This is a genomic window from Paracoccus sp. PARArs4, assembly GCF_947311865.1.
Classification (GTDB): Bacteria; Pseudomonadota; Alphaproteobacteria; order Rhodobacterales; family Rhodobacteraceae; genus Paracoccus; species Paracoccus zeaxanthinifaciens.
This window is the reverse complement of the sequence record NZ_CAMZMW010000001.1, coordinates 109,444-124,414: the sequence shown is the minus strand read 5'-3', so window position 1 is coordinate 124,414 and position 14,971 is coordinate 109,444. Positions and strand designations below refer to the sequence as shown.

The window sequence follows — 14,971 nt, the reverse complement described above, 5'->3', positions numbered from 1 at the left end:
CCGCGCGCCCTGCCTGCCACATGCCGTGACCCCACGTCTCGGCGGGGATCACACTATGGTAAGAAAGGTTAACGGGCCGTTAAGCGGGCTGCGTCGCCGGGGCCGAGGTGCCCCGTTCGCGATAGGGCGTGCTGCCATATTGCGCCCGGTAGCATTTCGAGAAATGCGACGGGCTGGAGAAGCCCGATGCCAGCGCGATCTCGATGATCGACAGCTCGGTCTGCATCAGCAGGTTGCGCGCGCGGGCTAGGCGGGTCTCCATGTAGTACCGCTTGGGGCTGCGGTTCAGGTACCGGCGGAACAGCCGTTCCAGCTGGCGCGTGGACATGCCCGCATCGGTCGCCAGCTGCGCGGGGCTGATCGGTTCTTCCAGGTTGGCCTCCATCCGCGCGATGACGGCGGCAAGGCGGGGATGGCGCACGCCGATGCGCGTGGGGATCGACAGGCGCTGGCGGTCCTGGTCGGTGCGGATGGCGGTGTGCAGCATCTGGTCGGCCACGTCGGCGGCAAGCGCGTCGCCATGCGCCTCGGCGATCAGGTGCAGCATCAGGTCGATCGCGGATGTCCCGCCCGCCGCCGTCAGGCGGTTGCCGTCATGGACGAAGACGCTGCGGAACAGGTCCACCTGCGGATAGGCCTCGGCAAAGCCGTCGTGGTTTTCCCAGTGGATCGTGGCCTTGCGCCCGTCCAGAAGGCCCGCCTCGGCCAGCACCCAGGATCCGGTGCACAGCGCGCCGATCTGCGCGCCGCCCCGCGCCATGCGGCGCAGCCACGCCATCACGGGCCGCGTTGCCTCGCGGGCGATCTCGGTGCCGCCGCAGACCAGCACGACCTCGTCGCGGGAGGGGGGCGGGCCGTCCATCGCAAGACCGCCATCCAGCGCCAGCGCGGTGCCGTTGGAACAGACCGCGCGGTCCCCCGCGGGGCCCACCAGCCGCCAGGTATAAAGCTGTTGCCCCGCCTGCCGGTTTGCCAGCCGCAGGGGCTCGATCGCGGCGGTGAAGGGCAGCATCGTGAACCGGTCGAGCAGCAGGAAAGTGAAGCGGCGTGGGTTCGTCATCGGCTGGGCGCATCCTGGCAAGTCATCTGCCCGGCACCCAACCAGCGAACGATCCGCTTCGCAAGAATTTCCGTCACCCCTGCCTCCGCCGCCAAAAGGATGCACGGGGGTTCAGCAAACCCTTTCCCTGAGGGCCATTCACGTCTATATCGTCCCGACCATTTTTTCCAAGGAGCGTATCGAGATGACGCAGGATACCCGCAAACCCGTCGCCACCCAAACCTGGGACAAGGCCGGCTGGCGCGCCTATCCGCGCATCCAGATGCCCGATTATACGGACGCCGACGCGCTGTCGGCGGTCGAATCGCAGCTGCGGCGCCTGCCGCCCCTGGTCTTCGCGGGCGAGGCACGCCGCCTCAAGGCACAGCTGGCCGAAGTGGGCGCCGGCCGCGGCTTCCTGCTGCAGGGCGGCGATTGCGCCGAGAGCTTCCAGGAATTCAGCGCCGACAACATCCGCGACACCTTCAAGGTGATCCTGCAGATGGCGGTCGTTCTGACCTGGGGCGCGCAGATGCCCGTCGTCAAGGTCGGCCGCATGGCGGGCCAGTTCGCCAAGCCGCGCAGCTCGGCCATGGAAACCGTGAACGGCGTCGAGCTGCCCAGCTATCGCGGCGACATCATCAACGGCTTCGACTTCACCCCCGAGGCCCGCATCCCCGATCCGCAGCGCATGCTGTCGGCCTATACCCAGGCGGCCGCGTCGCTCAATCTGCTGCGCGCCTTCTCGACCGGCGGGTTCGCGGACATGCACCGCGTCCAGAGCTGGATCGCAGATTTCGTGGGCGGCCCCGAGGCTGCAAAGTACCGCGACATCGCGGGCCGCATCGGTGACGCGATGGCCTTCATGCAGGCCGCCGGCGTGAACTCGGACACGGCGCACCAGCTGTCCAAGGTCGATTTCTACACCAGCCACGAGGCGCTGCTTCTGGAATACGAAGAGGCGCTGGCCCGCATCGACACCACCACCGGCCTGCCGGTCGCGGGGTCGGGTCACATGATCTGGATCGGCGACCGCACCCGTCAGCCCGATGGCGCGCATGTCGAATTCGCCCGCGGCGTCCAGAACCCCATCGGCCTGAAATGCGGCCCCTCGACCTCGGCCGAGGATCTGAAGGTGCTGATGGCCAAGCTGAACCCCGAAAACGAGGCCGGTCGCCTGACGCTGATCGCGCGCTTCGGTGCGGGGCAGGTCGGCGATCACCTGCCGCGCCTGATCAAGGCCGTGCAGGAAGAGGGTGCGAACGTCGTCTGGTCCTGCGACCCGATGCACGGCAACGTCATCAAGTCCTCGACCGGGTACAAGACCCGCGCCTTCGACTCGATCCTGCGCGAGGTCCGCGAGTTCTTCGGCGTCCACGCGGCCGAAGGCACGATCCCGGGCGGCGTCCATTTCGAGATGACCGGCCAGGACGTGACCGAATGCACGGGCGGCGTCCGCGCCGTCACCGACGAGAACCTTTCGGACCGCTATCACACCGCCTGCGACCCGCGCCTGAACGCCAGCCAGTCGCTGGAACTGGCCTTCCTGGTTGCCGAGGAGCTGCGCGCCCGCCGCGAAGCTGCTGGTGCGGCCGAGGTCGCCCAAGCCGTCTGAACGCGGTCGCCATGAACGCAAAAGGCCCGGACGGATCGTCCGGGCCTTTTCATTTGCGGGCCTTTCGATTCGCAGGGCAGGGTCACTTCCAGCGGCGGTGGACCCAGAACCATTGCCCCATATGGCGGCGCACCAGCTGTTCCAGGTCGTCGTTCAGCGCCTGCATCATGTCCTTGGCATCGCCATGCGGCACCGGATCGCCCACATGGACGCGAAAGCCCAACCCGTCCTCCTTGCGGATCGCGTGCACCGGCAGCAGCAGCGCGTCATAGCGCACGGCAAGCTCGGCCGGGGTCAGCACGGTCTTGGACGGCAGGTCGAAGAAGCGCAGCTCGGGCGAGTGGCGGTCGTGCTGATCGAAGCCGAGCGCAAGCCAGCCCCCGCCACGCAGGAAGCGCAGCATCGCCGACAGCCCCGCACGTCCGCGCGGGAACAGCGGCTCGGAAATGGCCGTGATGGCGGGGATATAGTGGCGGTTGAACGCCTCGTTGTTCATCGGACGGTACAGCGCCCCGACGGGATAGCCCCGTCCCGACAATGCCCCGCGCATCGCGTCGTAATTGCCGAAATGGGCGCAGGCGATGATGACCGGACGCCCGGATTCGAACGCCTCCTCCAGCATCGGCAGGCCCGGACCCTCGAGCGGGTCGTCAGCGTGGATGCGCGACGTGAACTCGTCGCCCGAGTAGATCTCGGCGATGGCGCGGCCCGCATTGTCGGGAACGGCGCGGACGATCTGCTCGACCTCGGTCTCGGACAGGTCGGGGCGGGCCAGCGCAAGGTTGTCGCGGATCCGCCTGCGCCATCCGGCCAGCGGCGCGATCACCCGAGAGAAGATCCACCCCGTCATCGGAATGCGGCGTTCATAGGGCAGCAGGCGCGTCGCGCCCACCACCAGCAGGAATGCCCGGTTCGCCAGCCTGTCGATCAGCGTCGTTCCGTCTTCGCGCATCAGCCCTTCCTTGCCGCGCGCGCCTCGCGCGACCAAACGTAAAGCCCCGCGACCACGATAATCGTGGCCCCCGTCACGGTCCAGCGATCGGGGATCTGGCCGAAGAAGATCCAGCCCCACAGCCCCGCCCAGACCAGCCCGGTATAGCCGAAGGGCGCAAGGGCCCCGGCCTCGGCGGTGCTGAAGGCGCGCACCAGCAGGTACTGGCTGGCCGTCCCGAAGATCGCAAGCAGTCCGAAGGCCCAGAAATCCGCAAGCGCGATGGGTTCCCAGACGAAGGGCAGGATTGCGCTGAACAGGATCGTGCCGATCACGGCGGACCACATGACCGAGGTGGTCGGCGTGTCGGTCCGCGTCATGCGCGTCAGCAGCGCGCCCGCCGCGAAGGTGAAGGCCCCGACCAGCGGAAGCAGGGCCGCGGGCTGGAACACGCCCGCGCCGGGACGGATGATGATCATCGCGCCGACAAGCGCGGCCACGATCCCCGCGATGCGACGGGGGCCGACCTTCTCGCCCAGGAACAGCGCGGCCCCAAGCGTGATCAGGACCGGGTTCAGGTCCATGATCGCCGTGGCCTCGGCCAGGCCGATATACTGGATGGCGGTGAAGAACAGGCCGACCGATCCCATCTGGGTCAGGGCACGGCAGAATTGCAGGCCGGGATGCTTGCTGCGCATCGCGGGCAGCACGCCCCCGCGAAAGATCGCAAGCAGGATCAGCAGGTTGCCGGTGAAGCGCCACCAGATCACCTGCATCGGGTGATAGGTCTGGGTCAGGTATTTCGCCGTCGCATCCATCAGCGTGAAGCCGAGGATCGCGGCGATGACCAGCACGATTCCCATCGCCTGGTCGGAAGAGGGCCGGAACCGGCCCCCGTCATGGCCCATCAGGGCGAAACCGCGTGCCAGCGCCCTCATGCCGGCACCGGAACGCCGGGGTGCGATGACCACGGCGTCCTGCCCGAAATGGGGCGTGTCACAGAAGCGCCTTGGCGCGTTCGACCGTGGCTTCGGTGGTGATGCCGAAATGCTTGTAGAGCGCGGGCGCCGGACCCGAAGCGCCGAAGCCCTCCATGCCGATGAAGGCGGATTTCGCCTCGGTGCCACGCTCGCCCAGCAGCATCCAGTCCCAGGGCTGGCGAACGGCGGCCTCGATCGCGATGCGGACGGTGCCCGCGGGCAGGACCTCTTCGCGATAGGCGGCGGGTTGCGCGCGGAACAGCTCCATCGAGGGGACCGAGACCACGCGGGTCGGGATGCCGTCGGCCTCGAGCGCGTCGCGCGCCTCGACCGCGATCTCGACCTCGGAACCCGAGGCCATCAGCACGACCTTGGGGGTGTCGCTGGCCTCGCGCAGGACATAGGCGCCCTTGGCGGTCAGGTTCTGGTCGATGTCCTGGCGCAGCAGCGGCAGGTTCTGACGCGACAGCGCCAGGACCGAGGGCGCGCTGTCATGCGACAGGGCGATCTGCCATGCCTCGGCGGTCTCGATCTGGTCGGCGGGGCGGAAGGTCAGCGTGTTCGGCGTCGCGCGGCAGATCGCCAGATGCTCGACCGGCTGGTGGGTCGGACCGTCCTCGCCCAGGCCGATGCTGTCATGGGTCATGACATAGACGACCGGCAGGCCCATCAGCGCCGACAGGCGCATCGAGCCGCGCGCATAGTCGGTGAAGGTCAGGAAGGTGCCGCCATAGGGGCGGAAGCCGCCATGCAGCCAGATGCCGTTCATCGCGGCGGCCATGCCGTGTTCGCGGATGCCGTAATGCATGTAGCGGCCCATGCGGTCTTCGGCGCTGAAGACGCCCATGTCGCCGGTCTTGGTGTTGTTCGACCCGGTCAGGTCGGCCGAGCCGCCGAAATTCTCGGGCATGTTCGGGTTCAGCGCGGCCAGCACGTTCTCGGACGCCTTGCGGGTCGCGACCTTCGGCTTCTCGTCGCGGGTCGTCGCCTTGAAGGCGGCGATGGCCTCGTCCAGCTTGGGGTTCACGCCATTGGTGATGCGGCGGCTGAACTCGTCGCGGTGCTCGGTCGACAGCGCATCGACGCGGGCGCGCCATTCGTCATGGGCAGCCGCGCCGCGGGTGCCGATCTCGCGCCATGCCGACATGATCTCGGCGGGGATGTCGAAGGGCTCGGCGGTCCAGCCATAGGCCTCGCGCGTGGCCGCGATCTCGTCCTTGCCCAGGGGCGAGCCGTGGGCCTTGTTGGTGTCGGCCTTGTTCGGCGCGCCGAAGCCGATGATGGTCTTGCAGTCCACCAGCGTCGGGCGGCCGTCGCCATTCGCGGCCTCGGTCAGGGCGCGGTCGATATCGGCGGGGTCGTGGCCGTCGCAGGACAGCACGCGCCAGCCCGCGGCGGCAAAGCGCGCATGCTGGTCGGTCTTGTCCGACAGGCTGACGCGGCCGTCGATGGTGATGTCGTTGTTGTCCCACAGCACGATCAGGCGGCCCAGCTGCTGGGCGCCGGCCATGGCGATGGCCTCGTGGCTGATGCCCTCCATCAGGCAGCCGTCACCGGCGATGACCCAGGTGCGGTGGTCGCACAGACCCTCGCCGTATTCGGCGCGCATGGCTTCTTCCGCGATGGCAAAACCGACCGAGGTGGCGATGCCCTGGCCAAGCGGACCGGTCGTCGTCTCGACGCCCTCGACATGGCCGTATTCGGGGTGACCGGCGGTGATCGCGTCGATCTGGCGGAAGTTGCGGATCTGGTCCAGCGTCATCTGCTCGTAGCCGGTCAGGTGCAGCAGCGCATAGATCAGCATCGAGCCGTGGCCCGCCGACAGGATGAAGCGGTCGCGGTCGAACCAGTTCGGGGCCTTGGCATCGAACTTGAGGTGGTTGCGGAACAGGACGGTCGCGACATCGGCCATGCCCATCGGCATGCCGGGGTGGCCGGAATTGGCGGCCTCGACGGCGTCCATCGACAGCACGCGGATCGCGCTGGCCAGTTTCCAGTGGTCGGGGTTGGCAGAGCGGCGGGCAGCGATATCCATTGGCGGTCCTTGCAGCAGGTATGTGGTTGCGGATTTGTTAGGCGTCACGGCGCGCCGTTGCAAGCGGCGCGCCGAATAACTTGTCACTCGTCGGGTGCGGGGACGGGGGCCAGCGGGCGCACGCGCAGCCGGGTGATGCGGTTCTCGCGCCGCGTCACCACCTCGAAGCGATAGCCGTGGAAGCTGAACACCTGGCCCTGTTCGGGGATGGACTGCGCCATGTGGATGACAAGGCCCGCGACTGTGTTCGCCTCGTCGTCGGGCAGGGTCCAGTCCAGCTGCCGGTTCAGGTCGCGGATCGTCATGCCGCCATCGACAAGATAGTCGCCCTGCGCGTTCGGCTTCAGCGTCTGGTCGGCCTCGGTGTCGTGTTCATCGGCGATCTCGCCCACGATCTCCTCGAGGATGTCCTCGAGGGTGATCAGCCCGCGCAGCGAGCCGTATTCGTCCACCACCAGCGCGAAATGCGTCCGCCGCTTGAGGAACTCGCGCATCTGTTCGTCCAGCACGCTGGTCTCGGGGACGAAATAGGGCGGCATGGCGACCGACATGATGTCGAAGCGCTGCGCCGCCGTGCTGTCGCCGGCCTCGCGCATGGCACGGTTCACGGCCCGCAGCAGGTCCTTGGCATGGACCACGCCCACGACGTTCTCGCGTTCCTCGCGGAAGACGGGCAGGCGGGTATGGGGGCTGGCAAGAACGGTGTCCAGGATCTTCTCGGGGGGCATCTCGGCGTCGATCATCTGGATCTCGCTGCGATGGCGCATGATCTCCTCGACGGTGCGGTTGCCCAGGTCCAGCGCGCCCAGCAGGCGGTCGCGATCCTCCTTGTGGACGGCGCCCTGCGCATGGCCGATGGACAGTGCGCCCGCGATCTCCTCCTCGATCGAGAACATGTGCGTGCCGGGATCGGTGTGCAGCCCGAACAGGCGCAGGATGCCCCGCACGATCGCGCGCACGACCGCCACGATCGGCGCCAGCACGATGGTCAGGATGCGGATCGGCCGCGCGACCAGGCTTGCGACCTTTTCCGGGGCCGAGATCGCATAGGTCTTGGGCATCACCTCGGAGAAGATCAGCACCAGGATCGTCATCACCAGCGTCGCGATGGCGACGCCGCTGCTGCCCAGAAGGCGGGTGAACAGCGCCGTCGCAAGGCTGGCAGACAGGATGTTGACGACGTTGTTGCCAAGAAGGATCGCCCCGATCAGCCTTTCGCTGTCCTCGGTGACGCGAAGGGCCGCAGAAGCGCCGCCGTCGCCCTTGTCGGAGCGTGCCCGCAGCTTGGCCCGGCTGGCGGCGGTCAGCGCCGTTTCCGAGCCGGAGAAGAAGGCAGACATGCTCAGAAGGATCACGATGGCAGCGCCGGTGATCCAGAGCGCGGCGTCGAAACTACTCGAAGGGTCGTCCATGGGTTCCGTTGTTCGATTGTTGGGTTGTTCGTCGGGTATCAGGCCCGCCAACGCGGGCCAGCGGGTGGTGGTTCAGCACAAGGTCCTTCATGCGCTCGTCCATCACATGGGTATAGATCTCGGTCGTTCCCAGATCGGCATGCCCCAGAAGCATCTGGATGCTGCGCAGATCCGCCCCGCCTTCCAGCAGATGCGTGGCGAAGGCATGGCGCAGCACATGCGGCGTGACGCGGGTCGGGTCGATGCCCGCCGCGACCGCGATCTGGTTCAGCATGCGGCCGAAGCTCTGGCGGGGCATGTGCCCCTCGGCGCCCGGTGCGGGGAACAGCCAGCGGCCTTCGGGGCCGGCGACCAGCCGCCCCAGCGGGCTCTTGTCGGGGGCGGCGTCGCGGTGGCGCAGCCACTCGGCCAGCGCGATGCGCGCCGGACCGCCAAGCGGCAGCATCCGGTCCTTGCTGCCCTTGCCGCGGATCACCAGCACCTCGGGGTTGCCGCGGCAGCCCTGCACCGGCAGGCCGACCAGCTCGCTGACGCGCATGCCCGTGGAATAGAGCAGTTCCAGCAGGCAGGTGTTCCGCGCGGCATCGGCCGCGTTGCGCGCGATGGTCGGCGCGGCGGTCAGCAGGGCCGCGATCTCGTCCTTGGACAGGGTCTTGGGCAGACTGCGCGCCCGCCGCGGCCCCGAGATGCGGATGGCGGGGTCGTCCTCGCGCCAGCCCTCCTCCAGCGCGAAGCGGGTGAACTGCCGGATCGAGGACAGCCGCCGCGCGCGCGTCGCCCGCGACAGGCCCTGCGCGTCGCAATGGGTCAGGTAATCCTCGATCAGGTCGCGGGTGATGGCCGACAGCGCCTGGCCGCGCGCGTTCAGCCATTCGGCAAAGTCGCGCAGGTCGCGGCCATAGGCCAGCAGCGTGTTGCGCGCGGCCCCGGCCTCGGCCGCCTGCGCGTCCAGAAACGAGGATATGGACGCATGATCGCGCGACATCAGCGTTCCGCCCCGATCCGGTCCAGCAGGATGATCTGCCGTCTTGCGCGCGACGCGTCCTCGGGCAGGCCAAGCGCGATCAGCATGGCGATCCCCTTGGCGGCACGGGCCATGTCGCCTTCGATGGCGGCGTCGATATCGGCCATGGCGGTCAGCAGCGCCTCGCCCTTGCGGGCGGCGGGCGCGGGGGGGATCTGTGCCGTCAGGTCGGCGGGCGGCGCGGGCAGGGGGGCATCGGACAGTCCTTGCCACTGCCGCAGCAGCCGCGCGGTTTCGGCGGCATCGCCCATATCCTCGGGCGCGGGTTCGGGAAGATCGGCGGCGATCATGGAGGCAAGGATATCCGCCATGTCGGCCTGCCGGAAGACCTGGAAGCAGCGAAGCAGCGCGGCGTCGTGATCGCCCGCCGCGATCGCGGCGTCCAGTTCGGCCAGCGCGGCGGCACGGTCCCAGACCCCGCCCGAAGCCGCGGGCGGCTGTTCGCCATAGATCCGCCGCAGTCGTCCGGGCGACAGGGCGCCTGCGCGGGCCAGCCTCTCGGCCGCTTCCAGACGGGCCTTGAAGCCGCTGTTCAGGCGCAGGTCCGATTGCGCGAAGGCCACGGGCAGGGGCGTGGTGGGCAGGGGCTGGCCGATGGCCTCGGAGATGCGGAACTCCAGCGGCGACAGATTCTCGGGCGGGGCCAGGGCCTCGCCGTGATCGACATAGGCGTCGTCGAGGAAATAGGTCAGCAGCTGCGCTTCGCGATCATGGACAAGGTCCAGCATCTCGGCGCCGTGCAGGCTGATGGCGGCGGCGGACCAGTCGCCGGTCTGCGCAAGGCAGAAGATCCGCGCGGCAAAGCTGGGGGCGATGCCGGGGGTGCCGTCCATGATGGCGCAGGCGCGGCTCTCGTCGCCCTCCAGCAGGGCGATGTCGAACAGGCGGCGGAAGATCTCGGGCTCTCCGGGGCCGGCGGCCAGCAGCAGGCCCTGCGCCTGATCGACCGCACCCATGTCCAGAAGCCGGTCGGCGCGGGCAAGGAACAGCTGACCCCGCGCGCCGTCGGACGGGCCATCCGCGACGGCCAACTGCGCGGTCAGGATGCGCGTCAGCAGCCCCTGCATCGATTGCAGCCGCGCGGGCGTTTCCAGCACCATCCCCGCGACCGTGGCAGGATCGCTGCCCGCCCACAGATCCACCGGCAGGCCCGCGCGGCGCGGGCTGAGGATGCCCGTCGCGTCGGGATTGCCGTGATCCAGCCGCGTGACGGATACCGCGCCGACCTCGCCGCTGGTGGCGACGGGGCTGGGACGGGGCGTCTTGCGGACGGGGGGGCGCGTGTCGCCGGGCCGCCAGGCCGAGCTTTCGCGGACCGGGCCGCGCACGCTGCCCGAAAGCCAGTCGCTGGCCGACAGGGGCTGGTCCTGCGCGATGGCAGGCAAGGGCGTCAGGGCCAGCAGCATCGCTGCGGCCAGACCTCTTGCGGCCCTGGGTCGCCGATCACTCACCCTGCGACTTGTCCCCGTCCAATGCCAGCGGCATGCGCACTTCCTTGCGGGCGGGTGCCATGTCGCCGAAATAGGCATATCCGGCAAGGCCCGCCAGAGCAGCCAGAATCAGCACCACCAGAACTTTCAGTTTCCGCATCGAAATCGCCTTTGCTCGCGCCAAGAATCGTGTTGTCGAAGACCGGTCTCGTGCCGGTTCGGGGCGAATATATATGGCAATTTCCGAAAGATCACGTCATTCAGTGGCCCGATTGGGAAAGGCTTGGGCGATGAAGCGACTTCAGCGGCATATCGTGCTGATCGGAATGATGGGGGCGGGCAAGACCGCCATCGGGACCGAGCTGTCCCGACGCCTGCGCGTGCCCTTCACCGATTCCGATGCCGAGATCGAGGCCGCCGCCGCCATGTCGATCACCGAGATCTTCGCCCGCGACGGTGAGGATTTCTTCCGCGCCCGAGAGACCGAGGTGCTGGGCCGCCTGATGACGGGCGCGCCGGGGATCGTCTCGACTGGGGGCGGGGCGTGGCTGCGCCCCGAGAACCGCGCGATCATTGCCCGCAGCGGCTTTTCGGTATGGTTGGATTGCGACGCCGAGGTGCTGTGGAACCGCGTGCGTCAGCGCCCGACGCGCCCGCTGCTGCAGACCGCCGATCCCAAGGGCACGCTGCTGCGCCTGCTGGACGAACGCAGGCCGATCTATGCGCAGGCCGACCTGCGCTTCCATTCGCAGGGGGGCGACAGCATCGACGCGACCGCCACCCGCCTGTTGGCCGCCCTGCGCACGGCCGACGCCACCCCGTTCGAGGATTGACCATGCCCCAGCCCGTGACCGTCCATGTTCCCCTTGGCGACCGCGCCTATGATGTCGTCATCGGCGAGGGGCTGATCGCGGATGCCGCCGCCCGCATCGCGCCGCTGCTGCGGCGTCCGCGCGTGGCCATCGTCACCGACGAGACGGTCGCGCCCCTGCATCTGGGCCGCCTGACCGCCGCGCTGGACGCCGCGGGCATCGACAGCGTGTCGTTGGCCCTTCCCGCGGGCGAGGGCACGAAAAGCTGGCCGCACCTGACGCATTGCGTGGACTGGCTGCTGGAACAGAAAGTGGAACGCCGCGACGTGGTGATCGCCCTTGGCGGCGGCGTCATCGGTGACCTCGTGGGCTTTGCCGCGTCGATCCTGCGGCGCGGGGTCCGCTTCGTGCAGATCCCGACCACGCTTCTGGCGCAGGTGGACAGCAGCGTCGGCGGCAAGACGGGGATCAATTCGACGCATGGCAAGAACCTGATCGGCGCGTTCCACCAGCCCTCGCTGGTCCTGGCCGATATCGGGGTGCTGGACACGCTTCGGCCCCGCGACTTCCTGGCCGGTTACGGCGAGGTCGCGAAATACGGGCTGCTGGGCGATGCCGATTTCTTCGAGTGGCTGGAGATCAACGCCCCGCTGCTGCAGGATGACCTGACCGCACGCCAGCACGCCATCGCCCATTCCGTCGCCATGAAGGCCGGCATCGTCACCCGCGACGAGACCGAGCAGGGCGAGCGTGCGCTGCTGAACCTGGGCCATACCTTCGGTCACGCGCTGGAAAAGGCCACCGGCTATTCCGACCGGCTGCTGCATGGCGAGGGGGTGGCCATCGGCTGCGCGCTGGCCTTCGATCTGTCCGCGCGGATGGGGCTGTGCTCGCAAGAGGCGCCCAGCCGCGTGCTGGAGCATCTGCACCGCATGGGCATGCCCGCGCGCCTGTCGGACATTCCGGGCGACCTGCCGGGCGATGACGAGCTGATCGCGCTGATGGGGCAGGACAAGAAGGTCGTGGACGGCCAGCTGCGCTTCGTCCTTGCCCGCGACATCGGAGAGGCGTTCGTCTGCGACGACGCCGTCCCCGACCTGCTGCGCGCGGTGCTGGCCGACGCGCGCTAGGCGCGCAGCATGGCCTCGACCATCTGATCGGCGATGCGCGTGGTGGGCTGCCCCTCGGCGCGGGCGCGGGCCAGCATCTCGTTCACGCGGCCCGCGATGGCGGTCAGGCGCTCAAGGCGCCAACCGTCGGGCTTGCCGTGGATCTCGGACGCGACGCTGATGATGCCGCCCGCGTTCACGACGTAATCCGGCAGATAGGTGATGCCGCGCTCGACCAGCAGATCGGCCACCTCGTCGGTCGCCAGCTGGTTGTTCGCGGCCCCGCAGACCAGCCGCGCCTGCAGGCGCCCGACGCTGTTCGCATCCAGCACGCCGCCAAGGGCGCAGGGCGCGAAGATGTCCACCGCCTGCTCGAAGACCTGATCGGGGGCGATGACGGTTGCGCCGAAGCGGGCCTCGGCCTCGGCCAGGGCATCGGCATGGATGTCGGTCACGATCAGCTTGGCGCCCGCCCCGTGCAGCTTGTCGGCCAGCGACATGCCCACATGGCCAAGCCCCTGCACCAGCACGCGGCGACCCGACAGGTCGTCCTGGCCGAACACATGCGCGGCACCGACCTTCAGGCAGCGGAACACGCCCTCGGCTGTCCAGGGCGACGGATCGCCCGACGCGCCCGACAGGCCCACGGCAAAGCGCGTCTCCTCGGCCGCGTGGGCCATGTCCTCGGTCGAGATGCCGACATCCTCGGCGGTCCAGTAGCGCCCGCCAAGCGATTGCACCGCGCGACCGAAGGCGCGCATCATCGCGGGCGTCTTGTCGCGGCGCGCGTCGCCGATGATGACCGACTTGCCGCCGCCAAGGTCCAGACCCGCCATCGCGTTCTTGTAGGTCATGCCGCGCGCCAGCCGCGTCACGTCGTGGATCGCATCCGCATCCGAGCCATAGGCCCACATGCGGCAGCCGCCCGCAGCCGGGCCCAGCACCGTGGAATGCAGGCAGATCAGGGCGCGCAGGCCCGCATCGGCATCCTCGGCCAGAACGAGGCGTTCGAAGCCTTCGGGGCGTTCGAGTTCGGTCAGGGAAAGCGCCATGGGATCATCCTGTCTGCGGCCTGGTTTCGGGGCAGAAAGCGCCGCCGCAGGCTTGCGTCAAGCGCAGGATCATTCGCAAAGGGCAGGGGGCGGGCGTGAAATTTTCGACAAGCCGCCCGCGCGGGCGGGGCAACATCGCGACGGGCCGCGGCCAACGCAAAGAGGCGGCCCGATGCCGGACCGCCCCTTCGATTCGGTGACGAGGACCTTAGAACGGGATCTCGTCGTCGTATTCGGCACGGCCACCGCCGCCCCCCTGCGATCCGCCGGACGAAGACGGCCCCGAGTTGTAGTCGTCATATCCGCCGCCATAGCCGCCGCCCTGGTTGCCGCCGCCGAAGCCGCCGCCACCACCGCCGCTGCCGCCTTCGCCGCGGCCGTCCAGCATGGTCAGCGTGCCGTTCAGGCCGCGCAGCACGATCTCGGTGCTGTAGCGGTCCTGGCCCGACTGGTCCTGCCACTTGCGCGTTTCCAGCGAGCCTTCAACATAGACCTTGCTGCCCTTGCGCAGGAACCGCTCGACCACGTTCACCAGCCCCTCCGAGAAGATGGCGACGGTGTGCCATTCGGTCTTCTCGCGGCGCTCGCCGGTGTTGCGGTCCTTCCACTGCTCCGAGGTGGCGATGCGCAGGTTCGCGACCTTGCCGCCGTTCTGGAAGCTGCGGATTTCCGGGTCGCGGCCCAGATTGCCGATCAGGATGACCTTGTTGACGCTGCCTGCCATGGCTGAATTCCTCGGGTGATGCGTTTGACAGACCGTCTAACGCAGGGCCGCCCGTGGCTGCAAGCGAAAGGCCGCGCGCGCCTTCGGCAGCAGGCTGGTCTGACGCGCCCGATCGTGTATAGTGTTGCCCAGATCCGGCAACGGACGAAGTCGAGAGAACGAGGGCGAGATGATCGATATCGGCCATTCCGTGAAAGCGGCGATGTGCGTGATTGTCATGGCGGCTTCCCCCGTCGCGGCCGAAGGGCTGCGGCTTTCGGGCAGTTCATCCAAGTCGCGGGCAGAGCAGTTCGCCCGCCAGACGCGGCTGATGGATACCCGCCTTGCAACGCAGTACCAGGGGTCGCGGCGCCTGCAGCCGAACGCCGCCGACGAGGCGGTCGCTGCGGCGCTGACCCCCAGCATTCCACGCTATACCGGCAGGCGGACCGAATACCTGCCGCATGCCCGCGCGGCCGCGCAGCGAAACGGCATCCCCGAGGATCTGTTCCTGCGCCTGGTCCAGCAGGAATCGGGCTGGAACCCCAATGCGCGGTCCCACAAGGGCGCGATGGGCCTTGCGCAGCTGATGCCGGGCACCGCCGCCAAGCTGGGTGTGAACCCGACCGATCCGGTCCAGAACCTGAACGGCGGCGCGCGTTACCTGCGCATGATGTACAACCAGTTCGGCAGCTGGAACCTGGCCCTTGCGGCCTATAACGCGGGGCCGGGCGCGGTGCAGAAATACGGCGGCATCCCGCCCTATCGCGAGACGCGCAACTATGTCCGGATCATTGCGGGCGGTTGATGGCAAAAGGGGCCCTGCGGG

14 protein-coding genes are annotated in these 14,971 nt (G+C 68.6%); 4 read left to right on the top strand and 10 right to left on the bottom strand.

The annotated features are described in order from the left end of the window. Positions 1-79: 79 nt before the first annotated feature. Complete coding sequence (locus QMZ16_RS00640) at positions 80-1,060, bottom strand: GlxA family transcriptional regulator (protein ID WP_282601704.1); 981 nt, start codon at positions 1,058-1,060, stop codon at positions 80-82. Positions 1,061-1,244: 184 nt separating this feature from the next. Between QMZ16_RS00640 and QMZ16_RS00635 the strand changes: the two genes are divergently transcribed. Beyond that, positions 1,245-2,654: a 3-deoxy-7-phosphoheptulonate synthase class II gene (locus QMZ16_RS00635; RefSeq protein ID WP_282601703.1), complete on the top strand. Its 1,410-nt coding sequence runs from the start codon at positions 1,245-1,247 to the stop codon at positions 2,652-2,654. Positions 2,655-2,736: 82 nt separating this feature from the next. Here QMZ16_RS00635 and QMZ16_RS00630 read toward each other — a convergent pair whose 3' ends face one another. The 7 genes from QMZ16_RS00630 to QMZ16_RS00600 all read right to left on the bottom strand — a co-directional run bounded on the left by QMZ16_RS00630 (position 2,737) and on the right by QMZ16_RS00600 (position 10,626). Beyond that, positions 2,737-3,606 carry a lauroyl acyltransferase gene (locus QMZ16_RS00630; protein WP_282601702.1) on the bottom strand — a complete coding sequence of 290 codons (870 nt, stop codon included), beginning with the start codon at positions 3,604-3,606 and terminating at the stop codon, positions 2,737-2,739. After that, positions 3,606-4,556, bottom strand: coding sequence for a DMT family transporter (locus tag QMZ16_RS00625; protein WP_282601701.1), 951 nt, complete (start codon positions 4,554-4,556; stop codon positions 3,606-3,608). Before QMZ16_RS00625 ends, QMZ16_RS00630 begins: the two co-directional genes overlap by 1 nt. A 25-nt stretch (positions 4,557-4,581) precedes the next feature. Next, the gene (tkt, locus tag QMZ16_RS00620; protein WP_282601700.1) at positions 4,582-6,600 is read right to left on the bottom strand and encodes a transketolase; all 2,019 of its coding nucleotides are present in this window, start codon (positions 6,598-6,600) and stop codon (positions 4,582-4,584) included. An 83-nt stretch (positions 6,601-6,683) separates the two neighbouring features. Further along, positions 6,684-8,012 carry an HlyC/CorC family transporter gene (locus tag QMZ16_RS00615; protein WP_282601699.1) on the bottom strand — a complete coding sequence of 443 codons (1,329 nt, stop codon included), beginning with the start codon at positions 8,010-8,012 and terminating at the stop codon, positions 6,684-6,686. Beyond that, positions 7,993-8,997, bottom strand: a complete 1,005-nt coding sequence (locus QMZ16_RS00610) for a site-specific tyrosine recombinase XerD (RefSeq protein ID WP_282601698.1) — start codon at positions 8,995-8,997, stop codon at positions 7,993-7,995. The genes QMZ16_RS00615 and QMZ16_RS00610 overlap by 20 nt, the downstream gene beginning before the upstream one ends. Then, on the bottom strand, positions 8,997-10,442 hold the full coding sequence (locus tag QMZ16_RS00605; RefSeq protein WP_282601697.1) for a hypothetical protein: 1,446 nt from the start codon (positions 10,440-10,442) through the stop codon (positions 8,997-8,999). Before QMZ16_RS00605 ends, QMZ16_RS00610 begins: the two co-directional genes overlap by 1 nt. 37 nt (positions 10,443-10,479) lie before the next feature. Further along, positions 10,480-10,626: a hypothetical protein gene (locus QMZ16_RS00600; protein WP_022708393.1), complete on the bottom strand. Its 147-nt coding sequence runs from the start codon at positions 10,624-10,626 to the stop codon at positions 10,480-10,482. A 73-nt stretch (positions 10,627-10,699) separates the two neighbouring features. Here QMZ16_RS00600 and QMZ16_RS00595 point away from each other — a divergent pair, with 73 nt between their 5' ends. Further along, a complete protein-coding gene (locus tag QMZ16_RS00595) occupies positions 10,700-11,299 on the top strand; it encodes a shikimate kinase (RefSeq protein ID WP_084686668.1) in 600 nt (199 codons plus the stop codon). A 2-nt stretch (positions 11,300-11,301) separates the two neighbouring features. Beyond that, complete coding sequence (gene aroB, locus QMZ16_RS00590; RefSeq protein ID WP_282601696.1) at positions 11,302-12,408, top strand: 3-dehydroquinate synthase; 1,107 nt, start codon at positions 11,302-11,304, stop codon at positions 12,406-12,408. On the opposite strand, the gene QMZ16_RS00585 is transcribed toward aroB, so the two are convergent. Beyond that, entirely contained in the window at positions 12,405-13,439 is a 1,035-nt protein-coding gene (locus QMZ16_RS00585; RefSeq protein ID WP_282601695.1) for a Glu/Leu/Phe/Val dehydrogenase dimerization domain-containing protein, read from the bottom strand. The genes aroB and QMZ16_RS00585 overlap by 4 nt on opposite strands. A gap of 208 nt (positions 13,440-13,647) precedes the next feature. Continuing rightward, positions 13,648-14,163: a single-stranded DNA-binding protein gene (gene ssb, locus QMZ16_RS00580; RefSeq protein WP_282601694.1), complete on the bottom strand. Its 516-nt coding sequence runs from the start codon at positions 14,161-14,163 to the stop codon at positions 13,648-13,650. 169 nt (positions 14,164-14,332) lie between these two features. Between ssb and QMZ16_RS00575 the strand changes: the two genes are divergently transcribed. Further along, positions 14,333-14,950, top strand: coding sequence for a lytic transglycosylase domain-containing protein (locus QMZ16_RS00575; protein ID WP_282601693.1), 618 nt, complete (start codon positions 14,333-14,335; stop codon positions 14,948-14,950). Positions 14,951-14,971: the final 21 nt, after the last annotated feature.

What these genes read in the sequence shown, in the direction of transcription:
- QMZ16_RS00630 (WP_282601702.1), bottom strand. Translation starts at nt 3,606, where the DNA reads ATGCGCGAAGACGGAACGACGCTGATCGACAGGCTGGCGAACCGGGCA.
- ssb (WP_282601694.1), bottom strand. Translation starts at nt 14,163, where the DNA reads ATGGCAGGCAGCGTCAACAAGGTCATCCTGATCGGCAATCTGGGCCGC.
- QMZ16_RS00615 (WP_282601699.1), bottom strand. Translation starts at nt 8,012, where the DNA reads ATGGACGACCCTTCGAGTAGTTTCGACGCCGCGCTCTGGATCACCGGC.
- QMZ16_RS00575 (WP_282601693.1), top strand. Translation starts at nt 14,333, where the DNA reads ATGATCGATATCGGCCATTCCGTGAAAGCGGCGATGTGCGTGATTGTC.
- QMZ16_RS00595 (WP_084686668.1), top strand. Translation starts at nt 10,700, where the DNA reads ATGGCAATTTCCGAAAGATCACGTCATTCAGTGGCCCGATTGGGAAAG.
- QMZ16_RS00640 (WP_282601704.1), bottom strand. Translation starts at nt 1,060, where the DNA reads ATGACGAACCCACGCCGCTTCACTTTCCTGCTGCTCGACCGGTTCACG.
- QMZ16_RS00610 (WP_282601698.1), bottom strand. Translation starts at nt 8,997, where the DNA reads ATGTCGCGCGATCATGCGTCCATATCCTCGTTTCTGGACGCGCAGGCG.
- QMZ16_RS00600 (WP_022708393.1), bottom strand. Translation starts at nt 10,626, where the DNA reads ATGCGGAAACTGAAAGTTCTGGTGGTGCTGATTCTGGCTGCTCTGGCG.
- tkt (WP_282601700.1), bottom strand. Translation starts at nt 6,600, where the DNA reads ATGGATATCGCTGCCCGCCGCTCTGCCAACCCCGACCACTGGAAACTG.
- aroB (WP_282601696.1), top strand. Translation starts at nt 11,302, where the DNA reads ATGCCCCAGCCCGTGACCGTCCATGTTCCCCTTGGCGACCGCGCCTAT.
- QMZ16_RS00635 (WP_282601703.1), top strand. Translation starts at nt 1,245, where the DNA reads ATGACGCAGGATACCCGCAAACCCGTCGCCACCCAAACCTGGGACAAG.
- QMZ16_RS00605 (WP_282601697.1), bottom strand. Translation starts at nt 10,442, where the DNA reads ATGCTGCTGGCCCTGACGCCCTTGCCTGCCATCGCGCAGGACCAGCCC.
- QMZ16_RS00585 (WP_282601695.1), bottom strand. Translation starts at nt 13,439, where the DNA reads ATGGCGCTTTCCCTGACCGAACTCGAACGCCCCGAAGGCTTCGAACGC.